10 protein-coding genes are annotated in these 14808 nt (G+C 52.6%); 4 read left to right on the forward strand and 6 right to left on the reverse strand.

Features of this window, described 5'->3' with window-relative positions; translation table 11 throughout:
- Window positions 1-136: 136 nt before the first annotated feature.
- The gene (locus A6X21_RS07645; protein WP_068847016.1) at window positions 137-1603 is read right to left on the reverse strand and encodes an HD-GYP domain-containing protein; all 1467 of its coding nucleotides are present in this window, start codon (window positions 1601-1603) and stop codon (window positions 137-139) included.
- A gap of 339 nt (window positions 1604-1942) precedes the next feature.
- Window positions 1943-2815, reverse strand: coding sequence for a sigma-70 family RNA polymerase sigma factor (locus A6X21_RS07650; RefSeq protein WP_013109879.1), 873 nt, complete (start codon window positions 2813-2815; stop codon window positions 1943-1945).
- 787 nt (window positions 2816-3602) lie between these two features.
- On the opposite strand from A6X21_RS07650, the gene A6X21_RS07660 reads away from it, so the two are divergent.
- Both A6X21_RS07660 and A6X21_RS07665 read left to right on the forward strand, forming a co-directional pair.
- A complete protein-coding gene (locus tag A6X21_RS07660; RefSeq protein WP_068847018.1) occupies window positions 3603-4445 on the forward strand; it encodes a TPM domain-containing protein in 843 nt (280 codons plus the stop codon).
- Between the two features lie 85 nt (window positions 4446-4530).
- A complete protein-coding gene (locus A6X21_RS07665; RefSeq protein WP_068847019.1) occupies window positions 4531-5217 on the forward strand; it encodes a TPM domain-containing protein in 687 nt (228 codons plus the stop codon).
- Window positions 5218-5297: 80 nt separating this feature from the next.
- On the opposite strand, the gene A6X21_RS07670 is transcribed toward A6X21_RS07665, so the two are convergent.
- The 4 genes from A6X21_RS07670 to A6X21_RS07685 all read right to left on the reverse strand — a co-directional run bounded on the left by A6X21_RS07670 (window position 5298) and on the right by A6X21_RS07685 (window position 10708).
- Window positions 5298-5714 (reverse strand): carboxypeptidase regulatory-like domain-containing protein, encoded by a 417-nt coding sequence (locus tag A6X21_RS07670; protein WP_131818244.1) that lies wholly within the window; start codon window positions 5712-5714, stop codon window positions 5298-5300.
- 192 nt (window positions 5715-5906) lie between these two features.
- Window positions 5907-6983, reverse strand: a complete 1077-nt coding sequence (locus tag A6X21_RS07675; protein WP_068847021.1) for a DUF1559 domain-containing protein — start codon at window positions 6981-6983, stop codon at window positions 5907-5909.
- A 423-nt stretch (window positions 6984-7406) separates the two neighbouring features.
- On the reverse strand, window positions 7407-9200 hold the full coding sequence (locus tag A6X21_RS07680) for a 30S ribosomal protein S1 (protein WP_068847022.1): 1794 nt from the start codon (window positions 9198-9200) through the stop codon (window positions 7407-7409).
- A gap of 320 nt (window positions 9201-9520) precedes the next feature.
- Entirely contained in the window at window positions 9521-10708 is a 1188-nt protein-coding gene (locus A6X21_RS07685) for an aldose 1-epimerase family protein (protein WP_068847023.1), read from the reverse strand.
- A gap of 264 nt (window positions 10709-10972) precedes the next feature.
- On the opposite strand from A6X21_RS07685, the gene A6X21_RS07690 reads away from it, so the two are divergent.
- Together A6X21_RS07690 and ftsH are read left to right on the forward strand one after the other, a co-directional pair.
- A complete protein-coding gene (locus tag A6X21_RS07690; RefSeq protein ID WP_068847024.1) occupies window positions 10973-11815 on the forward strand; it encodes a glycosyltransferase family 2 protein in 843 nt (280 codons plus the stop codon).
- 341 nt (window positions 11816-12156) lie between these two features.
- Window positions 12157-14109 (forward strand): ATP-dependent zinc metalloprotease FtsH, encoded by a 1953-nt coding sequence (gene ftsH / locus A6X21_RS07695; protein ID WP_068847025.1) that lies wholly within the window; start codon window positions 12157-12159, stop codon window positions 14107-14109.
- The last annotated feature ends 699 nt before the right edge of the window (window positions 14110-14808 follow it).

Raw genomic sequence — 14808 nt, forward strand, 5'->3', positions numbered from 1 at the left:
GGTTGAATGAGAACGAAGCCATTCATTGTAAGTATTGCCACTTACGAACGTATTCAGTTCTACGCAACAGTCGAGAGAAATCACTCACGGGATATCTCGACGATTGTATCGGCTATCAAATAACGAGGTAATTCACTCAAAGATTACCAAGAAGCTGATCAATCGCTTCGAGCTGTTGTGTGACGCGCGTTTGCGGGTTTTGTCGATCGATCCAGTTATGCAGTGCCTGCACGACCTCGGGGGCAAAGACAGTCCCCGCATCTTTATCCATAATGGACATCACTTTTTCGATGGGCATGGCATCGCGATAAGGGCGTTTGGCTGTTAACGCATCGTAAACGTCGGCGACGGGAAGAATGCGATAATGCAGTGGCAGCTCTTCGGTGATCAGCCGGCGATGGTAGCCTTTACCATCCAGCCGTTCGTGATGGGCCGCAGCGACATCCGCGAGCTGACCAAAACGGGGCACGTTGAGCAGGATTTTTTCGGAGAAATCCGGATGCTTGCGAATGGCTGCAAACTCTTCATCCGTAGGCTTGCCTGGTTTATCGAGTATCGCGTTGGAGACGCCGAGTTTTCCCAGATCGTGAAGCAGGCCGGCGCGGTACAGATCCCGCTGCATCTCTTCACTAAAACCAAGAATCTGTGCCAGATCGCGAGACAATTCAGCAACAACGTTCGAATGATTGAATGTCCATGGACTCTTGGCATCAACGACCGAGGCAAACGCATAACAGATCTTGTCCATAAGAACGTCATCGACCAGATGAATCTGATCGGGAATCTCCCAGGCGACGGCCAGATCGAGCGAATTTCGAGTCTCAACCTGCTCCCAGAAAGCGGTATCGAAGCAAAGCCCGCTGACAATACGCGACAGTTGAGGGTCAAACCATGTGCCGCTTCGTTCGGTCACGATCTGATGAACTTTTTGCGGGCCACCCAGTTGGTAAAAGACCTCGACTGTTTGTGCGATACCCAGAATTCGAGCCAGGAGTGGAATTTCCTCTCCCTTGAGACCATCTGGCTGGCCTTTGCCATTCCAGTGTTCATCCAGACTGCGAATTGCCAGAGCTGTGGTTTCAGAGAAACCGAGATCGCGAGCAATTTGGGCTCCTCGTTCACAACGAGTCTCTACAAGACGTCTGGCACCTTCAGGACCTGTCGCAAACAGGGCGGCCACCTTGAGGATTTTTTGCAGTGGTGAAGCCTCAGGAGCCACATGGGCCCAACTGAAACTGACGCTGGCTTGCATCCTCGTCCAGTCGATCGATTTCAGGTCATGCTTGATCTGCCGTTCATCAGCGCCAAACAAATAACACATCTTCGCGGCGTTACTCGAGCACCCGAGATCTTTCATCAGCAGAGCGTAGTAGAGATCGGCCAACTGGTGCTGTGGCAATCCCAGCAGTTCGGCAATCTTCATCCCGATGATGCAGGAGCGGGCGGCATGACCGGCGGGCTGACCTTCGGTCAAGTCGAGTGCCACTGACAACGCTGCGATCAACTCAGAAAGTCGCAGTTGACCAGGTTCGATCAGCCGTTTTTCAGTGATATGAGAGGAAGTTGTGAGATTATCCCAAGAATCGACGATTGCAGTCGCCATATGTCCCTGCCTGCGAGCTTCGCCTGAAAGTTCCGCAGACACAAATCCGCAGAACAGGCAGACGACCAGTAAACCACGAGAAATTTAGTCTTGTAATGGTTCACCAGAGCAACTACTTGAGGGAAAACATGCAGTTCAAAGACAGGGGCATCGACCTTTATCGAATATGACTGAGATTCATCTTCAAAGTCGAGAAAATGTCCACTGAAACTTATGAAAATGCAGTGGGTAATGATTCGAAGTTAAATGAAAAAAGGGGCCTGTCCCTCGCGAGACCGGCCCCTCTCCTTGCATGGCATGTCCTGTTTCAAAGAGAAACACTCAGGTTCTCTTCGACGATTACTCTCCCAGAATCCGCTTAGCGATTCGCTTGAGAGCTTCAGATTCGATCTGGCGAACACGTTCACGGGTCAACCCCATCTCCTCGCCAATTTCTTTCAACGTCTTGGGCTCGGAATCATCCAGGCCAAATCGCAATCTCAAGATTTTCGCCTCACGCTCGTCCATGGTTTCGAGCATGGCGTAAACATGCTTGAGATTATCGACATCGAGCAGTTCATCATCCGGGCCTTTGACCCGCTCATCAGCGACCATGTCCGACATCATCCAGCCCGATTCTTCGTCGTCGGTCTGAGGTGTCGAGCTGTAGAGGTGAATCGCCTTTTTAACGATCGAGAGTTTCTTTTTAGGAAGCCCCAATTCGATGGCGACTTCTTCCTGAGTCGGAGGCCGCTTGAACTGATCTTCCAGCTTGGCAGTCGCTTTTCGCCACTTGGAAAGGAGTTCAACCATGTAAGCGGGAATGCGAATGGTCTTGCCGCAGTTGATTAAGGCACGTTTGATCGACTGTTTAATCCAGTAGCTGGCATAGGTGCTGAACCGGGTATTCATATCCGGGTCAAAGCCTTCCACCGCACGGAGTAAGCCCAGATTTCCCTCTTCGATGAGATCCTGAAGAGGAAGACCTTTACCAACGTAAGCCCGGGCAATATTGACAACCAGGCGGAGATTGGCGCGAACCATGCGGTCACGTGCCTCTTTCTCGCCATTGGCAATCCGATTGGCCAGCTCCCGCTCATCGCGAGCTGTCAGAAGGGCTGTCTCGTTGATTTCCCGAAGATATGTTTCGAGGGGGGTCTGAACTGCTGAACTGCCGCTGGCAATACTGCCACCAGCGTCATCGAGAAACGAAAGACTCAAAGATTTTGACATTTTTTAGGGCTCTGCCGCTGAGGGTGTCAGGGGATGGCACGTTGTCGGCAGACTGCTCTCAGGCTGCCACTCGGTGTCGCAGAGCGCTGGAATTGAGTCCCACTGCATTCAAACAGGCACAGCCCCGAATCATCCGGCGGCTTGCGGCCCCTCATGTCGCAGATCTGAGTTCATCAGATCGACCCTCGACATGGGCCAGCTTTGTCATCCTGTTCGCTTCCAACACTGATCGACGCTTTGTCTGACAATGTATATCGACAGGAGGGGGGGAGAATTCGCGGTCTTCTCTCGAAAAATGGCTGTTCCGATTAGTGAAACCAGGCAAGAGAGCTAGTCGTGCGGGGCGTAAGGGACGTGCGGGCGCGCCGTCAAATTCTTCGCACATTTCGTAATCGCGCGACTTGACAATGTGTCAATCGTGAGCCTCCTGCATTCGCAGACACGTCTGTGGCGTTGTCGAAACGTTTCAACATCTTTGCAACGGACAATCGCGCAGCAGTGAAGACTCCAGTGGATTTCACACCAGCGATTATCACAGCATCTGTCGTGCCTGAAATCGAGGATTAAAGATTTCACGATAAGTTTCTGCTCAATAAAAAACGACCAAACGTTAACATCTGCAGAACACGATTTATCGTTACAGACCTTATCTCGTCATCATCAGGAATTCGATATCATCACGCAGATGATGATGTCATCACTGAAGAAGTCTTGATAACGAGCCATCGCGACTCGACGAGTCCATGGCATTGCCGGCAGACACGCAATTAGAAAGCCCTTCACAGATATGCTGCGAACGACAAAGCTGCCCTTTCCGTCTCCATTGTTTCTGGTGCTGGTAACAAGTGTCGTCTTGTCGAATTTCACAGCCTTGCCAGGCACGGCTTTTGCGCAACACCTGATCTCGATGATGCGACCGGCTGAAGGTCAGTTCATTGTGGACCGGGCTTCTCTGCTCAAACAGGCCGATTACGAGACCGTCGAGAGGCTGGCCGACAACCTTCTGAAAAGCAGGGCGGCACCACTGATTGTCGTAACAATCTCGACCATGGCTGAAGTGGGTGGTGAAGGAATGAGTATCGACATGTTTGCCAGAACCCTCTTTGATCAATGGGGGATTGGCCCGAAAACTGTCGCCAATGAAAACTGGAACCGAGGAATGCTGCTGGTGGTTGCACATGATGATCGCAAGGCTCGCATTGAACTGGGAGCAGGCTGGGGCCGAAGCCACGACAAAGACGCACAGCAAATCATGGACGAACTCATGCTGCCACATTTTCGGCAAGGCGATTATTCATCAGGAATTCTTGCGGGTGTCGAGGGACTTGATGCCATGGCCAGAGACTTGAAACTCCCTTCAAAAAGCATCACCAGCCGCCCGATTAAAGCCAGCGATCTCTGGATAGCCGGAGGCGTGATTGGTCTCGCGATCTTTTCGGTAGTCTCACTCGTCAGGCGTGGGACGAATGGATGGGCATGGATCTTCTGGGGTTTCGTCTTTACGGTCGTTGTGATGGTGATGTTTAAGAGCCGCTCCTCCAGAAGGTCAGGTTACTCAGGAGGTTCCTATGGTGGCAGTTCGTTTGGCGGTGGTTTTTCTGGTGGCGGTGGGGCTTCAGGTTCATGGTGATTCCCATGAGCTCACTCATTTCAAAGTCGAACGATTCTGATTTCCTGAGCTGTGAATTCTTGACTCGACTGATAGCGAGAACGACATGTCGCATCTGGTAGCAGATCTGACCGACGAAGATTGCGAAGCCATCAACCGTGCAGTGCAGCAAGCTGAATCTCGAACGGAGGCAGAAATTGTGCCCGTAGTCGCGGCGATTTCTGGTCGTTATGACCGCGGCGAAGATTTATTTGGATTGCTGATGGGACTGCTGCTCATGATCGTTGCATGGAACCTGCTTCCGCAATCAATCCCGGAACCAGGTTCCTGGGAGGTTGGCCCGGCATGGTGGGAAGCATTCCTTTTAAGCATTGCAGTCATCGCGGGCTTTCTCTTTGGTGTTCATCTTGCGAGTCGTTTTCCAGTCCTTGCTCAGCTTCTGTCGAGTTCAAAGGATAAAACGGAAGAAGTGATGGCTGCGGCTCAAATGGCTTTTGTGCAAGAAGAAATTCACCATACTCAACGCCGCGCAGGGGTTTTGCTCTACCTCTCAATGACAGAGCGGATCGTCGCTGTCATTGCGGACAAGGTCGCATACGAAGCCCTCGGTCAAGCCGCGATCAATGAACTCTGCCAATCACTGACTGCCAGGTTGCGAAGCGATTCTCTCACCAATGCCCTTACTGCTGCGGTTGAAGAACTGGGCCAGCAACTGCAGCAGGTCTTACCAAACACAGCAGTTCAAGCGGATGAACTTCCCAATGCCGTGCGCGTTCTGAGAAATGCCGTCTAGCGGAGTCTATGGAAGGTTGATGCAGAAGGGAGCAGGTCTCGACAAATTGCCTCTCAGGGAAATCGAGGGTTGATCAACGCTCATTCCGCCTTAGGTTTAATCCCCGCCAAGTCGAAATTGATGACATTTTCCCCACTGATCACTGCGGCAGATTTTTCGGGGAGATACATCACGGGAGGAGGCACCGGCTTGGATTCATCTGTTGAAAGCTCTTCAATGACGATTTTGACTTTACTCATGCCGACAGGCGCTCCTTTGACGCCACCTGTGTAAGTCAAACTGTATTCCCCTTGATCGTTGGTGCGGCCAGTGGCAGCCGCGCCACTTTTCTCTCCCTCAGGAGTGAACACAATCGTGGCATTGGTCACTGGTGTTGTCCCTTTGGTGACCACGCCTGTGACTTGCCCCAGATCTGGCGTATCCGATGCTCCTGAACAGCCCAATAAAACGAGGGACACAACTAACGGGCAAATGCAGCAGAATGTTCGAACAGTCACTTGTTGAAAAACTCCTTGAGAGAAAGCCAACCTGGATGAGGTGAACTCTCACTGGTGCAAATCAGTTAAAAAGATAACAGGAGGCCCAGCCACCTGGACGGACAGAGATGGCAAACCTGCGGCCAGCAACGAGAAGGGATTGATTGCAATCGGCAATCAATCCCTCGTCTTTTGCGGCCAATTCAAGACTGATTAAAACTCACCCGAGACCCAACTGTCGTTGCGGCGACAGATGCCATCAATAACCACGGTTCCAACATTCTCAGAGATAAACCGCACCGAGCCATCGGCCATCAGGAAGTGAGCACCGCCCGTGTGCTCCGAGTTGAATGTCGAGTGAAGCAGTCCACCACTATCGGATGGTCCGTAATTATTGACGCCAACGACATTCACTGCGGGATTATCCCAGTTGATCAATTGAGGAGATCGAGGCGAAGTGATTCCTCCAATTCGGGAGATCTGATCATTCCCCGCCGACCAGGCTCCACCGCGATGATTTGATGACCGATAATCGAGAGGGGTGGTACCACCTGTCTGGCGCATCCCCTTACCCTGTTCGGAAACCATCGCAGTGTTCGACGTCCCGTCCACCACACGAGCGATGGTAACAGGTGTAATCATACTGCCATAGCGCGACCACCCAGAAGTATTCCACACCGCGTCGGTAATTGAGGGGACAATAATGCCGCTTCCCACAATCTGTCCATATCCCGTCCAGGCCGCCTGAGTACGAGCATCACCTGACGTGTTGTAGGCACCGCAGATTCCCACATAATTCGTGATCTGAACCGTGATCGATGTGACTGCCGAGGCTCCAGGGAGTGCACGAGTGCTGGCTGTTGTCGCTGATGTACGACTGGTCGGCAGAGTGCTCGATGGGCAGTTGAGTCCAGGGACCATCAGGCCATTTTTCACTTCCCAACTGCGATCGGCCCCGGAGGTTCCATGGAAGTCAGACCCTGAAAAAACCATTCGATTGAATGCGGGTGCCTGATCCATCATAGGCAAAACACGCACAAACCAGGAACACGATTTGTTCAGATTGGCTCCCGTACCCTCAGCCACAAATGAGGCAATCGGGAACATGCCGGCGACATCATGGTAATTATGAATCGCCAATCCCAACTGCTTCAGATTGTTGCGGCACTGCGTACGACGGGCTGCTTCGCGCGCCTGCTGAACGGCAGGCAAAAGCAAGGCAATCAGAATTGCAATAATGGCGATCACCACCAGCAATTCAATCAACGTAAATCCATTTCTTCGTTGCATCACAAGTCTTTCACAAACAGGTAGGAAATGCTCCAAAAACAAAAACCGGAGCAACAAATAGCTACCTGAGCGAATATTATGCCACGCTTTGCGTGACAAATTCGTCTATGCCTTTGATTGATCATGCACACAAACTTTGGCATTCGAAAGTACTTCATTTGACAAGTAGTCGAAAATACTTACGTCAGGAACCACTGATTGAATTGATCTTACGCCCCTGTCAATTCTTCTCAAATCGATCTCTCGCCAAGCACTGCTATTAAAAGACTGCGAAGAAATTGGGCATAATGATTGCTGTATTCACAGCATCGAGACGGCTTCGATTCCACAAAATAAAGAAAGCCGTCCGACAACCGGGAAGTTGTCGGACGGCTTTGAAATCAATCGAGCGTGAACTGAGGGAAACCTTTCCCTCAGAGATGATTAGCCCTCAGTCGATCCTGCATCGCCACTCATGCTGAAGAGTGGGCCTGCAGCCCCTTCGGTACCACCCTTAAGCTCAGTTCGAGGCTTAGGAGCAGCGGGTGTCTGTTCGGCTGGTTTGCTCTCTTCCGTCGGCAGTTCACCACTGGTCTTGCGACTCAGGCCGATCTTCCGATCGACTGGGTCGATTCGCAGAATACGAACTTCCAGCTCATCGCCCACCTTCACGAACGTTTCAGGATTTTCGATCTTCTGATCGGCCAGCTCAGAAACGTGGAGGAGACCTTCGAGTTCCGGCTCCAGTTCCACAAAGACACCAAAGTTGGTGATCTTCGTCACCTTGCCAGTGACAACTTCACCAGGCTGGTACTTCGTGGGGATGCGGTTTTCCCATGGATCTTCGTCAAGCTGCTTCAGACCCAGGGCAATTCGCTTGCGCTCTTCGTCGACCGAGATCACCTGGCACTTGAGCAGATCGCCCTTCTTGAGCATTTCGTTGGCGTGCGAAATCTTGCGTGTCCAGGACATATCGCTGACGTGCAGCAGGCCATCGACACCCTCTTCCAGTTCGATGAACGCGCCGTAATTGGTGAGGTTGCGGACAGTTCCTTCGACAATCGTACCTGGTGGGTACTTGGCAGAAACCTGATCCCATGGATTGGGCATGGCCTGCTTCATCCCGAGCGAGATTTCCTGCTTGTCTTTGTTGATGTTCAGGACAACAACTTCGACTTCGTCGCCAGGGTTGACAAGTTCCGATGGGTGATTGACGCGCTTCGTCCAGGACATTTCGCTGATGTGTACGAGGCCTTCGATGCCGTCTTCGAGCTTCACGAACGCGCCGTAGCTCATGACGTTGACAACATCGCCCTTGATCTTTGTGCCAACCGGGTACTTGGTTTCGACATCGTCCCAGGGGCTCTTGTCCTTCTGCTTCAAGCCGAGAGCGATCTTTTCTCGATCCCGGTCAATGTGCAGAATCATCACTTCGACTTCGTCGTCAATTTTGACCATTTCGCTTGGGTGACCAATCCGGCCCCAGCTCATATCTGTAATGTGCAGCAAGCCATCGATACCACCGAGGTCAACGAACGCACCGAAGTCGGCGATGTTCTTGACGGTACCACGGCGAATTTCGCCTTCTTTGAGGTCGGCCAGCAGAGTCTTCTTCATCTTCTCGCGCTGCTCTTCAATCAGGCGGCGGCGAGAGACCACAATGTTTCGACGCTGTTCATCAATCTTGAGAATGAGGCACTCGATTGAGCGGCCTTTGTATGAGTCAAGATCGTGTGGGCGGCGGATATCGACCTGAGAAGCCGGCAGGAAGACGTTGACGCCAATGTTGACGAGCAGACCACCCTTGATCTTGCGAACGACTTCGCCCTTGACGACGTCGCCTTCTTTGTGCTCGCGAATGACCTTTTCCCACTCACGGATCCGATCGGCTTTCTTCTTGGAAAGCATAATCAGACCGAATTCATCCTCGATTTCTTCGAGGAGCACAGCGATGCGCATGCCGGGAATTGGCTGTTCATCTTCATCAGACCATTCGTCGCGAGGAACAATCCCTTCGCTCTTGTAGCCGATATCGATGAGAACTTCGTCGCCTTCGATGCGGATCACTGTCCCTTCGATGATCGAATTGACATCGTAGGTTTCGCCGTGAGGCGTGTAGAGGGCATCAATTTCTTCTTGATCCAGGCCAGCATCTTCAAGGCCGAGCGAGGCGGCAAATGCCTGATCCAGTTCGTCGTCGCTAATGGAGTATTCGCGAAGCAGATGACGGTCAACCATGCGTTTTCAATCCTGACTGCACGACTCAAAACCAGACATAAGCTCCGCCAGGGGAATGACTTATGCTGAATAGAAAGTCGGCGGCGGACACTTTGCCAGCTCCACAGCAGAGTATCCTCTTCTCAAAAATGGAGGAGGTGCGGGTCGACCGGGCACACTGCCCGAAATCCAGACCCGATGGAGCGAACCCGGATTTTAGTCACAAACGGACTTTTTTGAAAAGTCTGGAGGCGGCGCAATTCCCTGCAAAACCGAGAGTTCGGCCAAAAAGCACTCCGGATTCCGGCACAGACAGCCCTTGCGGACAAACGTTTCAGCTTTCAGACTTCGGCCGAAGGCGACCAACCCGGTTTGGGAAAGTGATGAATCACGCCCGGAATCAGCGTCTGCAATTCATGAACCCGGGACAGAACAGCATCCACATCTCTCTGCTGCGTAAACACTTCCAACTCGAATCTTGTCTCATAGCTGGCTCCGGGAGCGAGCAGGGGTAAACGGCCTTGCTCCCGCTCAAAACTATGGAAGTTCGGGAAGTTTACACTCGGCTCAATTCCGGTCACATACCCCGTCGCAACGTCACAGGTGTTTTTCCAAACTGTCAGCCACGGAAGGCTGTGCTTGTCAAACTTAACCGCCAGAGCCAATGGCCCCTGGTTGCCTTCAGGAGGAGCTAACACAGCGAGCGATTGACCTTGTTCGTCGGCGATCGGGTCAAAGAAATAGGCTTCCTCAGCATAGCCGGTGGTGGGAGGCAGGTAAGTTTGCCATGTCGAAATTCCACTCGCAGCCTGTGCATCGCGCGGTGCCAATGTGCGAAAAGGGATATGAACCTGCGAGCCCTGCTGCAAAAACGGCTCGCCGATATTCAGGTGGTAAAGCATGGAAAGCGGTGCCTTATGGCCGCCAAGATTCGTCATCCGATCGAAAATCTCGATGCCCGACAGATTCGAGCGAAATGTGTACGTCGTTTCGAGCCGGAAACAGTCACCGAACATCGACTGCTCTTCCACAACCCCGATCACCTGAATCTGCTGCTTAGGTGCAGAGATCTCCACTCGTAGATGATGCGCCGGGAGATTCGCCACACGCCCATGCAAGGTAATGGTTTTGCCAGCATCGTTGCCGGGAGGCCCGTTGAACCCCATGCCACAACGACACAAAAGCTCGTTAAATCCATGCAGCCAGCCCAAACCTCCGCGATCCTGCAAGGGAACATACGCTGGGTGAACAGGCCTTGAAACGGGTGAATTCCACTTGAGTGGAAACCCGGAAACGGTTCCTTTCCATAATCCCATGCCCCGGGTGGGGAGAATTTCAAATGAGACATCCCCGAGTTGCACAGACAGAACATCGACGCCAGCGGAAACCCCTGTTTTTAATGTTTCGAATCTCAATGACCATGGTTGTCCCCAGGCGGGCCCGGCATCATCCAATGTTGAATTGAGACAAACAGGTGCCGCGTGCCGATTGGTGGTTTCATCAATCAGCAGGATTGTCTTTTCATCCATAACTCACCCGATCTCCTGGGAGTAGACTCAAGTTTTCTCAGCAGCGAACAACGTTTTGCCTGGTGGGACATGGTAGCAGAGTGATGTTCATCCCGTGAAACAGTCTGTTCAATTTCGCCGGTCTCAGATGATTTTGTCAGAGACTTTTTTTAAGGGAAGGGGACTACGCACTGGCAAGCGGCACCATTCCCGATCATGATCATGCCTATTGCTTTGCAGTCATTTTGCAAGTTCAGCGATCTGAGCAGAAGGGAAGAACCCGGGATGAATCTGACGGAAGTGGAAGTCGAGAAAAGACCTTACAGCCCAGAGTGGTTCGAGGAAGTTCGTCGCCAACTGGGTGATATCGTCTGTCGACAACTGGGCATCTACGCCGTTGCCGATGACATCCTGCTGAGTGTCGTGATCCCGATTTACAACGAGAAAGATTCTTTCAAGGTTCTCCTCGACCGGGTGAAAGCTGTTCCCATCCGCAAGGAAATCGTCTTAATCGACGATTGCAGTAAAGACGGCACTCGAGATCAACTGAAGGAACTTGAAGCCGAACTGGCCCAAAGTCCGCCTGATGAATTCAACAAACTCGTCTTTGCCTATCACGAAAAGAATATGGGCAAAGGAGCTGCTGTCAAAACTGGTTTTTCCAAAACCACGGGCCAGATCATCATCATTCAGGATGCCGACCTCGAGTACGATCCTTCAGAGTACCTCAGGTTGATTCGGCCCATTATCGAGGGCAAAGCCGATGTGGTTTTCGGCAGCCGGTTTCTGGGTGATCAGGAACATCGAGTGCTGTATTACTGGCACTTCCTGGGGAACACTGTACTGACCACTCTTTCGAACTGTTTCACAAACCTCAATCTCACCGACATGGAAACCTGTTACAAGGTTTTCACGAGAAAGGCCCTCGATTCGATCTGGCCCACACTCAAGCAGAATCGCTTTGGTATTGAACCCGAGATCACTGCCAAAGTCGCCCGCCGCAATCTGCGCGTTTATGAGATGTCGATCAGCTATTCGGGCCGTACTTACGAGCAAGGCAAAAAGATCGGCTGGAAGGATGGAGTCCAGGCCTTGTACTGCATTGTCCGCTACTGGTGGGCGGATTGATTCCCAACGAGTTCGCCCAAAAGATTCGTTCGAAACTCCATCCATCAACTGCGATATGCCATTCGATTTCGTCGTCACATGGTAACTCTCAAGGGATTTTCTCTCGTTTCCATGTCAGTTTTCGTATGACTGTGCGTCTGTCTTGATTGATCGAATCAAATTCGACGGCTGACAATCGAGGCACAGCCACTGGGGTGACAATGTGGTTTGCCCTCAGTATGTCTGACGTATTATGCTTGTGGCATTGCAGTTATTGCAGCAGCAATGGGTCGTCATCATCTGGATGGCTGCCTACCATATGGGACATTGGAAGTTCACCAAGATCGTAGTAAAGAGGCCTCATGGCACCGCTGCCGAAGGATTCCCCGCCCCCACCTGCTCCCCGCCTTCCCAACAACCGGGAAACTGATGATGAACCCAAGCGGTCTTCGTTTCCCGCCTCCTGGGTGATCCTGTTTCTCATCCTCACCATTGGCTTCGTCTGGATGTGGCAGGCTTCTCCTTCCAATCAAGGAAAGCGCGTCGACTACATCTTTGTCTGGCGGCAGGCCGAAGAGGGCAAGATCGCCAAAGTGACTTATCACGGCGAACTCCTCACAGGGACATGGAAAAACGAAAAGGGAACTGTTGATCCCGAAGATCCCAATAAAGTAATTCCAGCAAATTTCAATACCATTCTCCCGTTGAAGCAGGATGACGACCTGCTGCGATTGCTCCGCGAGAAAGGGGTCAAAATCTCGGCTGAACCTCAGGATCCAGGCCTCGGGATGACGTTACTCCTGTGGCTCTCCGGGCCACTCCTGATTCTGGGTGTCTTTTACTACATGATGCGTCGCAACACCGACGCCATGGGTGGCGGCGGGATGATGGGCAATTTCATTCGCAGCCCTGCCAAAAAATTCAAAGCCAGCGAACAAATGACAACCTTCGCCGATGTTGCCGCGATGGAACAGGCCAAAGGTGAACTGGCAGAGATCGTCGAGTTCCTCAAAAGTCCGCAGAAGTTTCAAAAGCTGGGTGCTCAAATCCCCAAAGGTGTTTTGCTGATGGGGCCACCCGGAACCGGCAAGACTCTATTGGCAAGAGCCACTGCTGGCGAAGCGGGTGTCCCTTTCTATTCCATCAATGGCTCTGAGTTCATCCAGATGTTTGTGGGTGTCGGTGCCAGCCGCGTGCGTGATCTTTTCCGCAATGCGAAGGAGAACAGTCCCTGCATTCTGTTCATCGACGAGATTGATGCCGTCGGTCGTGTTCGTGGAGCAGGGCTGGGTGGTGGACATGACGAGCGGGAACAGACTCTCAATCAGATCCTGAGTGAGATGGATGGTTTTAATCAGACAGAGGCTGTCATTGTCATCGCTGCGACAAACCGTCCCGATGTTCTCGATCCCGCACTCTTGCGACCTGGTCGCTTTGACCGCCACATTTCGGTGGATCGATCCAATAAAACAGGACGGGAAGCCATCCTGAAGGTTCATTGCCGGAAGGTCCCCTTAGCCGATGATGTCGACCTCGCTGCGATTGCTGCTTCGACCATTGGTTTTTCGGGCGCAGAACTGAAGAACCTCGTCAACGAAGCCGCTTTGGGAGCCGCTCGTGATGGCCGTGATAAAGTCACCAAAAGTGATTTCGATCTCGCCCGCGACCGCGTGCTGATGGGTGCAAAGCGTGAAGAAGTCTTATCGCCCCATGAACGCGAAATGACGGCTTATCATGAGGCCGGCCACGCTCTTTTGGCATGGTTCCAGCCTGAGCTGGATCCTGTTCATAAAGTGACGATTATCCCGCGTGGTCGCGCTCTGGGTGTGACTCAACTCCTCCCCAACGAAGAACGTTACAATATTGGTGAAAAGCGCATACACGCCCAGCTCGTGTTCATGCTGGGTGGTCGTGCTGCAGAGAAGCTGGTCTTCGACGAGTATTCGGCTGGGGCCGAAGACGATCTCAAACGGGCCACTCAACTCACCAGGCGGATGGTCAGCCATTGGGGGATGAGCGACGTCATTGGGCCGGTTGCTTTTCGGAGTGGCGAAGAACATCCCTTCCTGGGAAAAGAAATGTCAGAGCCTCGCGAACACAGCGAAGCGACGGCTCATCTGATCGATCAGGAAGTACAGCGAATTCTGGTCGAAGCCGCCAATAAAGCCCGCCAAATGCTGGTCGATCATCGAGAAGCCCTCGACAAACTCTCACTGGAACTGGTGAAAGCGGAAGCCCTCGATTATGACCAGATGGTGGCCATCATTGGCGAGCCAATCCCAAGAACCGAGCACACACTGGTGAGTAATGACTAGGCTGGTGGATGTAAATCACCAGCAAGTGATCGCTGTTTGATCCGGGTCGTGTTCGGGGCCTCCCACGATGTTTTCAGCGTGAGACCTTATCAAAGGCTCGACTGCGCTAGAGCCCCTTGTTCATCACACACCAAAGACGTGCGAGCTCGCCCTCATCCCAACCTTCTCCCGTCGGAACGGGAGAAGGAGCAAAAAACCCTCGCCCGCGTCCTCGTGGGAGAGGGTGGCACGGAGTGCCGGGTGAGGGGCTTTTCCGTTCGATGTGGAGCAGCCACTTGCACTTCCACCGTGTGCCACTGCTGGCTTGCCAGCAGTGCTCATCCCACGATGTTTTCAGCGTGAGACTTTATCAGAGGCTCTACTGCGATAGAGCCCCTTGTTCATCACATACCAAAGACGTGCGAACTCGCCCTCATCCCGGCCTTCTCCCGTCAGAACGGGAGAAGGAGCAAACCCTCGCCCGCGTCTGCGTGGGAGAGGGTGGCACGGAGTGCCGGGTGAGGGGCTTTTCCGTTCGATGTGGAGCAGTCACCAAGGCTTTCGCAGGGGCGCCAATGGACTGCTATTGGCCAGTGATGAAAGGCATCCCGCGATGAATCCGTTCGTGAATTGTTCGCCAACAACGCTCGAGCTCGCCCTCATCCCGGCCTTCTCCCGTCAGAACGGGAGAAGGAGCAAAAATCTCGCGGCACACTCCCA

This window comes from Planctopirus hydrillae, assembly GCF_001707835.1.
GTDB classification, from domain to species: domain Bacteria; phylum Planctomycetota; class Planctomycetia; order Planctomycetales; family Planctomycetaceae; genus Planctopirus; species Planctopirus hydrillae.

What these genes read in the sequence shown, in the direction of transcription:
- ftsH (WP_068847025.1), top strand. Translation starts at nt 12,157, where the DNA reads ATGGCACCGCTGCCGAAGGATTCCCCGCCCCCACCTGCTCCCCGCCTT.
- A6X21_RS07680 (WP_068847022.1), bottom strand. Translation starts at nt 9,200, where the DNA reads ATGGTTGACCGTCATCTGCTTCGCGAATACTCCATTAGCGACGACGAA.
- A6X21_RS07685 (WP_068847023.1), bottom strand. Translation starts at nt 10,708, where the DNA reads ATGGATGAAAAGACAATCCTGCTGATTGATGAAACCACCAATCGGCAC.
- A6X21_RS07650 (WP_013109879.1), bottom strand. Translation starts at nt 2,815, where the DNA reads ATGTCAAAATCTTTGAGTCTTTCGTTTCTCGATGACGCTGGTGGCAGT.
- A6X21_RS07675 (WP_068847021.1), bottom strand. Translation starts at nt 6,983, where the DNA reads ATGCAACGAAGAAATGGATTTACGTTGATTGAATTGCTGGTGGTGATC.
- A6X21_RS07690 (WP_068847024.1), top strand. Translation starts at nt 10,973, where the DNA reads ATGAATCTGACGGAAGTGGAAGTCGAGAAAAGACCTTACAGCCCAGAG.
- A6X21_RS07645 (WP_068847016.1), bottom strand. Translation starts at nt 1,603, where the DNA reads ATGGCGACTGCAATCGTCGATTCTTGGGATAATCTCACAACTTCCTCT.
- A6X21_RS07660 (WP_068847018.1), top strand. Translation starts at nt 3,603, where the DNA reads ATGCTGCGAACGACAAAGCTGCCCTTTCCGTCTCCATTGTTTCTGGTG.
- A6X21_RS07665 (WP_068847019.1), top strand. Translation starts at nt 4,531, where the DNA reads ATGTCGCATCTGGTAGCAGATCTGACCGACGAAGATTGCGAAGCCATC.